This is a genomic window from Bacillus cereus group sp. N11 (genome assembly GCF_016483605.1).
In the GTDB taxonomy this organism is placed as follows: Bacteria; Bacillota; Bacilli; order Bacillales; family Bacillaceae_G; genus Bacillus_A; species Bacillus_A toyonensis.
The window spans coordinates 19,605-32,503 of the sequence record NZ_JAEHBN010000026.1; the positions used below are offsets into that span (position 1 = coordinate 19,605).

Here is a 12,899-nt window from a genome sequence, read left to right on the forward strand (position 1 = left end):
CCTTTGGATGAAGTGGTGGCGAAAACAAAATTTACCTGTGAGAATTTTGATAGGAGCATTAATCGGTATTGCTTTAGGAGTAGCATTTGGACCGAAAGTAGCTGTTTTAAAACCGATTGGGGATATATTTATTCGTTTATTACAAATGATTATCGTTCCTTTAACCTTTTTAAGTATCGTCTCAGGTATTGCCGGGCTTGAAAATCCGAAAATGTTAAGGGCAATTGGCGGAAGAATTTTCATTTACTACGCAATGACTGCTGTATTAGCGACAAGTATCGGCGTAGTAATTGCTTTTATTATCAATCCGGGTAAAGGTGTAGAAGGTCTTCTTGCGAATGGACAGAACTTTAAAGAAGAGAAGTTTAGTTTTGTAGATAATATTGTGCAATGGTTTCCTTCTAACGTCATTCAAGCAGCTTCAGAAACTAGTATGCTTCAAATTATTATCTTTGCTATTTTTGTCGGCATAGCACTTATTCTTCTTGGTGATCAAGCGAAAGGAACTCGTAAATTAGTTCATGAAGGATCAAAAATAATGATTAAAATTGCGGAAATCGTTATTGGATTCGCTCCGTACGGAATTATGGCGTTAATTGCTCATGTAGTTGGTACATTTGGAGCAGACATGCTTACGGCGGTCGTTAGTTATGTAGTAGCTGATTATTTATCATTGTTACTCATTCTGTTCATTATGTACCCAATTGTACTGAAAGTTTTCGGAAAGATAAGCCCAATTCATTTTTACAAACAAGTGAGTCCAGCTATGCTCGTAGCTGCTAGTACGACATCAAGTAGCGCAACTCTTCCGGTAACGATGGAAGTAGCGCAAAAAAGACTTCGCATACCTGAATCGGTAGCTGGTTTCACCATTCCACTTGGAGCTACTGTTAATATGAACGGACTATCAGCAGCGCTTGGTGTATTAGCGGTTTTCGCATTAAACGTATATGGTATTCCGATTACATTTGGGCTTATTATGCAAACTGTATTTTTAGGGATCGTCCTTGCGGCGGGCTGCGCTGGAGTAAAAGGTGCGGACGTTATTACCGCGACCATTTTACTTTCTACACTAGGGCTTCCGCTAACAATTATCCCGATTATTGCGGCGGTGTCTCCGCTCGTCGATATGGGTCACACAGTTGTAAATATTACGGGTGATTTAGTAGGAGCGCAGGTCGTGAATGAAAATATCACATCTAGTGAAGAAAAGAATTTAGAAAAGGGTGAACAAATATGCTAGTTATAAGCGCAGAAGAACAAAGAAATTTAGTAAATATGAACGAAGTCATTGCATACGCGGCGCTTGCTTTACAAGAATTTTCCGCAGAAAGAACGATCACACCAATACGTACTTCATTACCATTTGCAAGCGAACAAAATACGGCATTAATTATGCCTTCAGTAGCGGAAGGACTTGAGGCACTCGGCTTAAAAGTAGTAACAGTCGCCCCGCAGAACAAAAAGATAGGAAAGAAAACGATAAACGGGATTGTAATGCTATCAGACTTTCAAACGGGAGAACCACTCGCACTTTTAGAAGGATCGTACTTAACGATGATCCGAACAGGTGCCTTATCAGGAGTAGCAACAAAACATTTAGCTCGTCATAACGCAAAAACTTTATGTATTATTGGAACCGGTGAACAGGCGAAAGGAATTGCAGAAGCAGTATTCGCGGTTAGAAATATCGAAAAGGTCATTTTATACAATCGAACGGAAGAAAAAGCGTATGCATTCGCGCAACATATACAAACGACATTCGGCAAACCTGCTTACGTTTATAGAAATCCAAATGAAGCGATAAACGAAGCAGACATCATCGTCACAACAACAAATGCATCCACACCAGTCTTCTCAGAAAAACTACAAAAAGGTGTCCACATAAACGCTGTCGGTTCATTCAGACCGAGCATGCAAGAACTACCATCTCACGCCATCGCGAACGCAAACAAAGTAGTAGTCGAATCAAAAGAAGCAGCATTAGAAGAAACGGGCGATCTTCAAGTGCCAATAAAAGAAGGTTTATTTAAAGCTAGCGACATACACGCCGAACTTGGTCAAATTATAAGCGGTGAAAAAGCTGGTAGAGAGAATGAGGAAGAGATTACTATTTTCAAATCAGTTGGCTTGGCCGTAGTAGATATTATCGTTGCGAAGTATTTGTATGAGAAAGCGGTGGAGCGTGGGATAGGGAATAGGATTGAGTTTTGAGGCTGCCTTTTGGTGGTCTTTTTTTTGGAGGGAGATAGTCGTTTCTATTAATAGATTTAAAACTTTTAACATTTACAAAAAAGTTTGACAATACATACGGGTAGTGGTAATTTAAAACTTATAAGAAAACTCGGGATTAATTCCGAGTTTTCTTATGGGTATAAACAGTTCGAGGGGGCCGAAAGATGAAACGGAAGTTATTTGCATTACCATTTGTCCTAATACTACTTATTGCATTAGCGGCTTGTTCTGGGGAAAAAGATTCTTCGAAGCAAGCGGGCACTAGTAAGTCAGGGAATCCGAAAGATGGAGGGGCATTAACGATTGGTGTTAGCGATAATCCAGATACGATGAATCCGCTTTATGCGAATGATCGTGTGTCATTAACTGTGCAGCAAGCTTTATATGCGCCGCTGTATCATATGGAAGACGGTAAGAAAAAGTTTGTTCTTGCTGAGAGCTTTACGCCTTCAGAAGATCAATTAACGTGGACATTGAAATTAAAAGATAATTTGAAATGGCATGATGGTAAGAAAATTACATCAGACGATATAGCATTTACATTCCAATCTATTTTGGATGAGAAGCAAAATAGCTCAAGTCGTGAAAACTTTATTTTTAAAGGAAAGCCGCTTGAGGTGAAAAAGGTAGATGAGTTAACGACTCAATTCGTTTTACCACAAGTAAGCGCATCTTTCGAAGGTGTGATGAATGATTTCTTCCCAATTCCGAAACATGTATTTGAAGGGGAAGCAGATTTAGCGAAGAGTAAGAAAAACTTACAGCCTGTAGGATCAGGGCCGTTTAAGTTTAAAGAGTATAAATCAGATGAGTATGTTGCATTAGATCGATTTGATGATTATGTAGGTGGGAAAGCTAAGTTAGACTCTATCGTATACCGCGTTGTAAAAGACCGTAATACAGCAAATGTTTCACTGCAAAATGGTCAAATCAACATGAAGATGATTGAACCGCAAGACTTTAAGAAATTGGATAGCACAGGGAACTTCTCAATGGTGACATTCCCTGAAGGTAGATTATTCTACTTATCTTATAACATGAATACTGATCTTATGAAGAAAAAAGAAGTGCGTCAAGCAATTGCGCATGCGTTAGATAAGAAAGAAATGATTAACTCAGCATTCGTTTCAGGTGAATTTGCAGAACCAGCAAATTCAATCTTAACGCCAGACGCTATGTATTATGCGAAAGATATTAAAGACTATAAGTATGATAAAAAAGAAGCGAAAGATTTATTAGCAAAAGCAGGCGTAAAAGATAAAGAAAAAGTACGCGTGATGTATGTGACGAATAATAAAATCATGGAAAGCTTAGCGCTTTATACACAACAAAAATTAAAAGAAGTTGGCTTAGAAGTTGAACTAAATGCATTAGATGCTAGTGCGGCAAGTGAAAAAGGCTTAGATAAAGAGAATAAAGAATATGACATTACATTTGGTGGTTACATAATGGGACCTGAGCCAGATTCATATAAGAGCTTATTCTTAAGCAATGCTGAATACAATTATGCACGATATAAAAACGCTGATTTCGATAAGTTATGGGAAGAAGCTGCAGTTGAGACAGATAAAACAAAACGCGCAGAGCTATACCATAAAATTCAAGAGACAGCTAGAGAAGACGTACCTTATCTACCAATCGCGTATCCGAAAGCAGTTATTGCAGTAGATAAAAAGTTTGATGGATTAAAAGAAGCGAAAGCAATTCCTGTCACAATGTTTGAAGATCTATCTAAGATTTATGAAGTGAAATAAGAAACAGTAAAGAAGCTGGTGGAAATCAGCTTCTTTATCCCGCTTTAACGGGCAGTAAGACTCCCGCCTCAAAACTCGATGAATGCGAGGAAGTAGGGCGGGAGTCGTCGGATTGTCCGTTAAAGCCTAATTGGTGCAGGCTGATTAAAGTTTCGCTTTATCCTGAGGGGGGAAGTTTGTGTATAAAGTAATTGCAAAGAGGCTTTTAAATGCAATTCCACTTTTATTTGTTATTTCTATTATTTCTTTTCTATTAATAAAATTAGCGCCAGGGGATCCGGTTCGAAACTTTGTCACGCCGAATATGAGTCCAATTGACGTGGAGCGTATTCGCAAAAGTTTAGGACTAGATCAACCCATTTACGTGCAGTATTTTTTATGGTTGAAAAACATTGTAACAGGAAACTTTGGTTACTCACTTCAAAATCATCGTCCTGTTTTGGAGCTTATCACAGAAAGATTACCTGCAACAATTGGGTTAATGGGATCATCTTTACTCGTCTCATTCGTAATCGCAATACCACTTGGATTATTTACAGGTGTGAAAAAGAATTCATACTTTGACCGCATTATAAACTTTATTTCATACGTTGGTATTTCTATGCCGGTTTTCTGGTTTGCACTACTATTAGTCTACTTATTCTCTTTAAAATTGAACCTACTTCCGAGTATGGGTATGCGCACCGTAGGTAAAGATTCTGTCTGGGATATTGTGCAACACGGCATTTTACCTTGCATGGTGCTAGCGTTCCAAAACGTATCTGTTTATATGAGATATATTCGTTCAAGTACGATTCAGCAATTAGAAGAAGAATATGTACAAATTCAATATGCGTACGGCGCTTCAAAGAAAACAGTGTTATTTAATCACGTGCTTCGAAATGTATTAATACCGATCATTACAATTTTCGGATTATCGATTCCAAGTTTAGTAGGCGGAGCGTTTATTACGGAGACGGTATTCTCATGGCCAGGACTTGGTTCACTTGGGGTAAATGCTATTTTTAGATTTGATTATCCGATTATCATGGCAATTACATTACTATCATCATTCATGTTAATTCTCGGTAACTTAATTGCTGATATTTTATATGGCGTAGTAGATCCGCGCATTCGCATGAGGGGGTGATTTGGAATGAATAATAGGAGATTTCAAACGATAAAAAGTAGTTTTACAAAAAATAAGTTTGTAGTAATGGGAGTTATTATACTTTCGGTTTTAACGATCGCATCAATTTTTGCATTCGTATCGCCATACGATCCTAGTAAAATGTCGATTCCAGATCGTTTACAAGAACCGAGTTTAAGTCATCCTTTCGGAACGGATGATTATGGAAGGGATTACTTAACGAGGGCGTTATATGGCGGACGCGTTTCACTTGCGGTCGGTTTCCTTGCGATGGTTGTTTCTATTACAATCGGCACTGCAGTTGGAACAATTAGCGGATATTTTGGCGGAAAGTTAGACAACTTTTTAATGCGAGTTGTTGAAGTACTTATGTCAATTCCATCATTCTTTTTAATGCTACTATTAAATGCGTATTTAAAACCAGGAATTACGACGTTAGTTCTTATTATCGGATTACTAACATGGATGGACACCGCCCGTATCGTAAGGGCAGAAACGTTATCTGTAAAAGAGCGAGAGTACGTTTTATACGCAAAAGTATCAGGACAAAAATCACTCATGATTATTGTAAGACATATCATTCCTAACATTTTATCAACCATTATAATCGCCGCGACATTAACTATTGCGACATCGATTTTAATGGAATCATCACTTAGCTTCTTAGGATTAGGTATTAGAGAACCAGATTCTTCTTGGGGTAGCATGCTAAATAATGCGCAAGGATATATCGGTGAAGCTTGGTATTTAACACTCTTTCCAGGGTTCCTTATTCTATTAACAGTACTAAGTTTTAACGTGATCGGTGAAGCGTTGAAAAAAGCTTTCGCACCAAAAGGGGCTCATCATGAGAACTAATGCTTTAAGTGAGGGGGAGTGAAAAGCGTGTCTGAAAAACTATTAGAAGTAAAAAATTTAAAGACTTCTTTTTTCATAGAGGGCGGCGAAGTAGAAGCTGTTCGCGGCGTTTCATTTAGTTTGAAAAAAGGTGAAGTCGTCGGGATTGTTGGCGAATCGGGAAGCGGAAAGAGCGTTATGGCAAAATCCGTTATGGCTCTCGTTACGTCTCCGGGGAAAGTGAAAGAAGGAGAGATTCTTTTTCAAAATGAAAACGTACTTTCTAAATCAGAAAAAGAATTACGCTCTATTAGAGGAAATCAAATTTCACTTATCTCCCAAGATCCGATGTCGGCATTAAACCCAGTTGTGAAAATTGAAAAGCAAATGACAGAAGTAATCATAAGGCATCAAAAAGTGAAAAAGAAAGAAGCAGAGCGCATCGCGGTTAACTTGTTAAAACAAGTCGGTCTTTCTTCACCGGAAGAAAGGGTAAAACAATATCCGCATGAGCTAAGCGGCGGTATGAAGCAGCGAGTTATGATCGCAATGGCGATGTCTTGTAACCCAGACCTTCTCATTGCGGACGAACCGACGACAGCACTTGATGTAACGATACAAGCGCAAATACTAGACTTAATGAAAAACTTAAAAAACGAAACGAATATGTCGTTATTGCTCATCACGCATGACCTTGGAATCGTCGCGCAAAACTGTACGCGAGTGATTGTAATGTACGGCGGGCTTATTATGGAAGAAGGACCTGTACTTCATATTTTCCAATCGCCGAACCATCCATATACGAAAGGGTTATTAAATTCCTTGCCGAAAATATCGAACGGTGTAAAAGAAAGACTCGCGCCAATTCAAGGTGTAACGCCAAACTTACTACATCCGCCGAAAGGTTGCCCATTCGCAGAGCGTTGTCCGCATAAGATGGACATTTGTGAAAAAGAACGTCCGCCATATTTTGAAATCGGAAACGAAAGACGCTCTATGTGCTGGCTAAACGATGAAAAAGTAGGTGATTCCCATGAGTGAAGAAAACTTAATTGAAGTACGGAATTTAAAAAAGTATTTTCCTATTAAAAAAGGACTATTCGGCAGAAAAACAGAGCAATTAAAAGCAGTCGATGACCTTAGCTTCACAATTAAAAAGGGTGAAACATTCGGATTAGTAGGAGAATCTGGCTGCGGAAAATCAACGACAGGAAGAAGTATCATTCGTTTACACGATGTTACTTCAGGCAACGTTTTATTCGATGGAAAAGATATCGCAAGCTTAAAGGAAAGTGAACTAAAAGAATATCGAAAACGAATGCAAATCATTTTCCAAGATCCATACGCATCATTAAACCCGGCAATGAATGTGTTCCAAATTATTAGCGAACCGATGAACATTCACGGCTCTTACACAGCCGAAGAAAGAAAAGAAATCATTCTAGACCTACTCAAAAAAGTTGGCCTAAAAGAAGAACACCTATATCGCTACCCGCACGAATTTAGCGGAGGCCAAAGACAGCGAATTAGCATCGCGCGCGCACTATCTGTAAAACCAGACTTCATCCTATGTGACGAACCAATCTCAGCACTCGATGTCTCAGTCCAAGCACAAGTCGTAAACATGCTGCAAGATATCCAAGAAGAAACAGGCGTCACATACTTATTCATCGCACATGACCTATCTATGGTAAGACACATATCAGACCGAATCGGAGTCATGTACTTAGGAAACATAGTAGAAATTGCCGACAGCGAAGACCTATACACAAAACCGGCACATCCATACACACAAGCACTACTCTCATCCATGCCAGAACCAGACCCAACAAACGCAGGAAAAGAACGAATCATCCTAGAGGGTGAAGTTCCAAGCCCGCTCAATTCACCATCCGGCTGCAAATTCAGAACGCGCTGCAAATTCGCCACTGAAAAATGCGCGCAAGAAGTACCGAAGATGGTCGAGATTGCGAAGGGGCATGAGGTGGCTTGTCATTTGTTTTAGATTTGAGGAAAAGCATTGGGGGACCTAGTGCTTTTTTCTTTTGTAGGTGGACGTGGTGTGGGATTGGTTGATAGTTTAGGAGATAGTGCGCGCGAAATTTGTCGGTAAATCGATATGTTGTGTCGAAACGTTGATATATTCGGAGTTACGATCGATATAATTGAATAATCGTTGATATATTTTTGTAAAGAGTGGGATTGGTTGTAGATTAATGGTCAGCGACTGTCTATATTTGCATCTCCTATCATATAATTCTCCTTATTTTTAACTATAATTTTAATGACGAACTTCTTTTTGTTGGGAAAGCACGTAAAGTGAAACAACGTATTAAAAATCATCGTAATGAAGTGTATCGTATTGATGTATGTATTGTAGAAGATCTGATGGAAAGAGAAATTCACGAAATATATATGATTAACGAATTTCAAGCGAACTATAATGTGGATAAAGTATTTTATAAATAACATCAACGTAAAACATGATCTTGATACTACATCAAGATCATGTTTTTTTATATGCAATAAAAACAATTGATTATTCTTAATTATTCGACAATATGCAACAATTTAAGATTGTATTTTTTGCTATGATAAGTAAGGAATTTACATATCGTGTTATTGGGGGATAAAAAGAGATGTTGAAAAAATTTACTACATGTATTTTAGGTGGTGCTTTAGTATTTAATTTATCTGGTTGCGGCAATACATCCGACAAAACTTCTTCAGAATCTAAAGAAACCAATTCTAAACAAGAGGAAAAGAAAGTGCAAACAACTGATGAGGCGAAAACGAAAGAGAATGCAAAGCAGAAAAATACAGAACAAACAAAAGAAAAATCAAAAGAAAAAGAAAAAGAAAAAGAAAAAGAAAAAGAAAAAGAGTATGCTGTAAACAAGGATTTTCATACACCTAAATTTGATGTAACTGTAAAAAGAGTTGTAGAAAGAGATAAGGTTGGTAAAGAAAGTATAGGATTCCAAAAACCTGAAAATGGACATGTCTTTATTGTTGTAGAAGTAGAAGGGAAAAATATCACAAACGAATCGATGAAATTAGCCGCTTTACCATCAGTGGATTTAGTGGATGAAAATGATAATGCTTACCAAAGTGATGTGTGGGCAGCTAGTAGTTATGGGGTTGAAAAAGGCGAGACCTCTACTATTACTAAGGAATTAAAACCAGGAGATGTAAAGAAAGAAAATAAAGTTTACGTAATTAATAAAGAAAAATTTGATACAGGAAAATGGTATGTACTTGTTAACCATGAGTATAAGGAACAAATTAAATAGTGTTTATTTATTAAGAGGAGATGGCTCCTTTTTTTGTTACAAGTTAACACAGAATTTCGTTATGAGGGACTGCCTTTTGTTGGCCTTGTTTGCATAAAATATTGTAAAGCAAGAAAAAGTAGAATATTAATATTCTAATATTCAATAGAAAGATAAAATATTTAAAAGTTCAAAATAATACATTATAATATGTTTAGTAAAATTAACCAATAAATATTTTGCTCATTATATATTAAAGGGGAAATGAAAATGGCTGGACAAATTCGTATGTCACCAGAGGAGCTTAAATCAAAAGCGGCTCGATATGGACAAGGTGCAAATCAAATTGAGGACATTTTAAGTCAACTACAAAACTTACAAAATGAATTAAGAGGAGAATGGGAAGGTCGTGCTTTTGAAGGTTTTGACCAACAGTTCAATGAATTAAAGCCAAAGGTACAAAACTTTGCACAGCTATTACAAGAGATTAATATGCAGCTTAATAAAACTGCAGAGGCTGTTGCTTCTCATGATGAAGAATTATCACGTAATTTCGGTTTGAAATAAAAATTGTCATACTCTATATAACAAGCATTTTAAATGAGCCATACAGCTTATATTGTATGGCTCATTTGATTGCATGCCTAGAGCGAGTGATATTGATAGGGATATATATTTAATGAGATTTCTTTGATGCATTTGGAAAACTTATAGAAAGGGTTTGAAAGAATGGGACAATTTCAAAGTAATTTACAAACAGCAACGCAAATTGCTACGAAAATGGGATCAGCCTCTGATAGGATTCAAAGTGCAACAAGTCGTTCCATAACAAAAGCGACGCGTACAACATTATCTGTTAACTTCAAAGCACAAGAAGCGAATCAGCAAGTTTTAGACTTGACGAAACAATTTTCCGCTGCCTTTCAACAAGCGGTTGATAATATTCATTCGGTATCTAATGAATTTGAGAGAATGGATAATGAACTTCACAACACTTTTCGCTAATGTGACAACCTACGTAAAGTAAAATAGTAGGAGGAAAAAGATGAGTCAACATATTGAAAAACAAATTAATCAAGTAAATCAAAAGTTACGAAGTGTATTTGAAGAACAAGACCGAAATCAATCTGCGATTCAAAAACAGGAAAAAGTAGAAGAAGATTTTCATGTATGGAAGAATCAAAACCATCGTTTGTTTGATCGTATTTTAGGAACTTGGCATAAAGATAGAGAAATGTCATTGTTTTTTATGGATATTCGTCAAGAAGCACAATACATCGAACGAAAACTTACATTTGAATTGGAAAGCCAAAAAGAAACATTGTTTAAAGAGAAACGAGATCTTAGTGATTTAGAAAATGATCTTTCATATCAGCAACAACAATTAGTAAAGGAGGCTAATTCATGAGTTTAAATATGTATTTGGGAGAAGTACAAAACCAAACTCAAAGTATGAATGCTGTATGTACGGCCACCATTCAAGGTATGGAACAAGCAATTCAGTCGATTGATGCTTTTGCAACTGATACTGTGTTACAGGGGCAAACATATAGCAGTGCAAAAGCATTTTTTGTACAAACTTTTCGACCTTTGGCACAAGGAATCATTTATTTGTGTGAAGAATTAATCCGTCAGAATGGTGCTTTTCCAAGTCAATTTCAATCACAAGTCGCTTCCACAGATGTAATTGAACAAGAGATATTAGAACAAATTCGGGAAATTGACCGAATGAAAACAAGTATGGAAGCTGTCAATCAAGCTATGCCAATGCCGGGTATGGATGCTATGGTAAATCTTTTTATTGTTATGAGGCAAAAACTGCAAGAAAAGCTGGATCATTTGTATCAATTCAATCAGACCTCTAGTAATAACTATAGTACAGCACTTCAATTAGCAACTAGTATTGCTGCAGGTCTTGCGGAAGTTCAGAGTGGGAAAGGGTTTAGTGTTGTCAGCGGTACATTTAGTACACAAGGATTGAATATGGATTGGACGGGGCCTATTCAAACAATTACAGAAGATAAAGCTCGTGAAGTTGAAAGGTTAAATAAGGATTCTGAATCTGGTGAAGTAGACAAAAAAGAGTCATTTTTAGGTATGACTGGATTCAATTGGAATGCACCATTGGATGGAGCGGGGAATACATTCGGAACACTTACAGGTGCAGTTGTAGTAGGGAATACAGCTCATAAAGTAATTAATGGTTATAAGGTAACATACGATTTGGACAGAAGAGCACAACGCGTCCTTGTAAGAGAATATTCCGGTTTTAAGGGCAATAAAAAAATTAATGGAAAGTATAGGGATTATAAGATTTATTATGTAGATGATGTCGCGGCAAAAATGAAAAATGGAACTGCTAGCAAGACGATAAAAGAAATAGATGCTCTTATAAAAAATGGAAGTGCGCTAAGTGCGTCTAAAATGGCTTTAAAGGATAAACTTGGATGGTTTAGTGTGGCTATAGACTCATATACGGATACAAGTGAGAATATCAAAAATAATGAATCAAATGATAAAATCGCCGGGGATATTATTGGTAATGTTGTTGTAGGAGGAGCAGTAACCGTAGGGGCAACGGCTCTTACAGTTGCTGCCCTCCCAGCAGCACCAGTTCTGGCGGTTGCGGCAGCTGGATTTGCTGTTTCAGTAGGACTAACATATTTTACAGAAGGTGTGAAATGGGATGTTGATTTAGATGGTGATGGTGAAGATGATAGTATTAAAGATATGGTGAAAACGGGTGCGAAAAAAACTTGGTCAACAGTAGCGGGGTGGTTTAATTAATATGAAAAAAATTATAGATTTTAATAAGAAAGCTTTTGCACATTATATGGCTCTTTATCCTGTAAATGAAATAAGATTCCAAATAATTGCCCTTGTTCTTGTGGGAGCGGACATATTTATTCTGTTGCCCGCTTTTGCGAATCCTTTTCGATTACTCTATGTATATATAGTAACTCCTCCAGTTGTTTTTTTAAATTTGTGGGCGATATGGATTGCTATCAATCCTCGGAAACGACAATTACAATACACCCTATTTCGAGGAGTATATGGCGCCATATGTTCAGTCGGATTATTGGTTATAACTCAAAAATATGCTTATGAAGTGTTACAATTACAAACTCCCATCTATTTTATTCTTTCATTTGGTTTGTATGGTTTTGCTTTGTATTATTTTTATAAAAATCATATTGAAAAACTTCAGGAACCAAGAAAAAAATCAAAATCATCGAAAGGAACTGGTGGTGTAAAAGTAGCAGCTATTGCAGCGGGATCGGGGCAGTTAATTGCTAATATAATTCTTAGCATTGCAACACAACAGATGGGGGCAATTGTATTTATGTCTGCATGCACAGTGTTTTCGTTTGTTTTGTTTTATATGATTATAGAACTCCATAAGTATTATTATTTACGGAAGCATATAGAAGATGGAGGGAAAATACGTATAGGCTTTTAAAGAGGATTTGTTGCATTTCAAGTATATAATCGCATTCTTCTTCTAGTTGGTTAAAGGATAGAAAAAATAGGAGGGAGAGTTAATCTCATGAATGTGGAATTACATTTAGATAGCAGAGATATCTTTTTTCTATTTTGGGTGATAGGGATAAATAATACTTAATCGAAAACGACAGGATGGTGCAAGTGAGATTCTGCGCTATTTAAATAATC

13 protein-coding genes and 1 pseudogene are annotated in these 12,899 nt (G+C 37.0%); all 14 read left to right on the forward strand.

Features of this window, described 5'->3' with window-relative positions; translation table 11 throughout:
* Nucleotides 1-7 precede the first annotated feature (7 nt).
* A complete protein-coding gene (locus tag JDS98_RS27095; RefSeq protein ID WP_087970964.1) occupies nt 8-1,243 on the forward strand; it encodes a dicarboxylate/amino acid:cation symporter in 1,236 nt (411 codons plus the stop codon).
* Nucleotides 1,237-2,214 (forward strand): ornithine cyclodeaminase family protein, encoded by a 978-nt coding sequence (locus JDS98_RS27100; RefSeq protein WP_199634520.1) that lies wholly within the window; start codon nt 1,237-1,239, stop codon nt 2,212-2,214. Before JDS98_RS27095 ends, JDS98_RS27100 begins: the two co-directional genes overlap by 7 nt.
* A 185-nt stretch (nt 2,215-2,399) precedes the next feature.
* The gene (locus JDS98_RS27105) at nt 2,400-3,989 is read left to right on the forward strand and encodes an ABC transporter substrate-binding protein (RefSeq protein WP_199634521.1); all 1,590 of its coding nucleotides are present in this window, start codon (nt 2,400-2,402) and stop codon (nt 3,987-3,989) included.
* A gap of 178 nt (nt 3,990-4,167) precedes the next feature.
* Entirely contained in the window at nt 4,168-5,118 is a 951-nt protein-coding gene (locus JDS98_RS27110; protein WP_098138433.1) for an ABC transporter permease, read from the forward strand.
* Between the two features lie 6 nt (nt 5,119-5,124).
* Nucleotides 5,125-5,976 carry an ABC transporter permease gene (locus tag JDS98_RS27115; RefSeq protein ID WP_085450121.1) on the forward strand — a complete coding sequence of 284 codons (852 nt, stop codon included), beginning with the start codon at nt 5,125-5,127 and terminating at the stop codon, nt 5,974-5,976.
* A gap of 27 nt (nt 5,977-6,003) precedes the next feature.
* Nucleotides 6,004-6,996, forward strand: a complete 993-nt coding sequence (locus JDS98_RS27120) for an ABC transporter ATP-binding protein (RefSeq protein WP_199634522.1) — start codon at nt 6,004-6,006, stop codon at nt 6,994-6,996.
* The gene (locus JDS98_RS27125; protein ID WP_199634523.1) at nt 6,989-7,960 is read left to right on the forward strand and encodes an ABC transporter ATP-binding protein; all 972 of its coding nucleotides are present in this window, start codon (nt 6,989-6,991) and stop codon (nt 7,958-7,960) included. The genes JDS98_RS27120 and JDS98_RS27125 overlap by 8 nt, the downstream gene beginning before the upstream one ends.
* Before the next feature lie 269 nt (nt 7,961-8,229).
* A pseudogene (locus JDS98_RS27130) lies at nt 8,230-8,424 on the forward strand (GIY-YIG nuclease family protein); the annotation flags it as partial.
* A 170-nt stretch (nt 8,425-8,594) separates the two neighbouring features.
* Nucleotides 8,595-9,248: a DUF4352 domain-containing protein gene (locus tag JDS98_RS27135; protein ID WP_199634524.1), complete on the forward strand. Its 654-nt coding sequence runs from the start codon at nt 8,595-8,597 to the stop codon at nt 9,246-9,248.
* Between the two features lie 249 nt (nt 9,249-9,497).
* Nucleotides 9,498-9,794, forward strand: a complete 297-nt coding sequence (locus tag JDS98_RS27140; RefSeq protein WP_000918588.1) for a WXG100 family type VII secretion target — start codon at nt 9,498-9,500, stop codon at nt 9,792-9,794.
* A 162-nt stretch (nt 9,795-9,956) separates the two neighbouring features.
* On the forward strand, nt 9,957-10,232 hold the full coding sequence (locus tag JDS98_RS27145; RefSeq protein WP_000529667.1) for a TIGR04197 family type VII secretion effector: 276 nt from the start codon (nt 9,957-9,959) through the stop codon (nt 10,230-10,232).
* A 40-nt stretch (nt 10,233-10,272) separates the two neighbouring features.
* Nucleotides 10,273-10,635, forward strand: a complete 363-nt coding sequence (locus JDS98_RS27150; protein ID WP_000077666.1) for a DUF3958 family protein — start codon at nt 10,273-10,275, stop codon at nt 10,633-10,635.
* On the forward strand, nt 10,632-12,014 hold the full coding sequence (locus JDS98_RS27155) for a T7SS effector LXG polymorphic toxin (RefSeq protein WP_000056072.1): 1,383 nt from the start codon (nt 10,632-10,634) through the stop codon (nt 12,012-12,014). Before JDS98_RS27150 ends, JDS98_RS27155 begins: the two co-directional genes overlap by 4 nt.
* Before the next feature lies 1 nt (nt 12,015).
* Nucleotides 12,016-12,687: a hypothetical protein gene (locus tag JDS98_RS27160; RefSeq protein ID WP_098821582.1), complete on the forward strand. Its 672-nt coding sequence runs from the start codon at nt 12,016-12,018 to the stop codon at nt 12,685-12,687.
* Nucleotides 12,688-12,899: the final 212 nt, after the last annotated feature.

Bases quoted from the DNA above. Each gene is read 5' to 3' on its own strand.
- JDS98_RS27135 (WP_199634524.1), top strand. From the start codon at position 8,595: ATGTTGAAAAAATTTACTACATGTATTTTAGGTGGTGCTTTAGTATTT.
- JDS98_RS27105 (WP_199634521.1), top strand. From the start codon at position 2,400: ATGAAACGGAAGTTATTTGCATTACCATTTGTCCTAATACTACTTATT.
- JDS98_RS27150 (WP_000077666.1), top strand. From the start codon at position 10,273: ATGAGTCAACATATTGAAAAACAAATTAATCAAGTAAATCAAAAGTTA.
- JDS98_RS27145 (WP_000529667.1), top strand. From the start codon at position 9,957: ATGGGACAATTTCAAAGTAATTTACAAACAGCAACGCAAATTGCTACG.
- JDS98_RS27100 (WP_199634520.1), top strand. From the start codon at position 1,237: ATGCTAGTTATAAGCGCAGAAGAACAAAGAAATTTAGTAAATATGAAC.
- JDS98_RS27140 (WP_000918588.1), top strand. From the start codon at position 9,498: ATGGCTGGACAAATTCGTATGTCACCAGAGGAGCTTAAATCAAAAGCG.
- JDS98_RS27155 (WP_000056072.1), top strand. From the start codon at position 10,632: ATGAGTTTAAATATGTATTTGGGAGAAGTACAAAACCAAACTCAAAGT.
- JDS98_RS27095 (WP_087970964.1), top strand. From the start codon at position 8: ATGAAGTGGTGGCGAAAACAAAATTTACCTGTGAGAATTTTGATAGGA.
- JDS98_RS27160 (WP_098821582.1), top strand. From the start codon at position 12,016: ATGAAAAAAATTATAGATTTTAATAAGAAAGCTTTTGCACATTATATG.
- JDS98_RS27115 (WP_085450121.1), top strand. From the start codon at position 5,125: ATGAATAATAGGAGATTTCAAACGATAAAAAGTAGTTTTACAAAAAAT.
- JDS98_RS27125 (WP_199634523.1), top strand. From the start codon at position 6,989: ATGAGTGAAGAAAACTTAATTGAAGTACGGAATTTAAAAAAGTATTTT.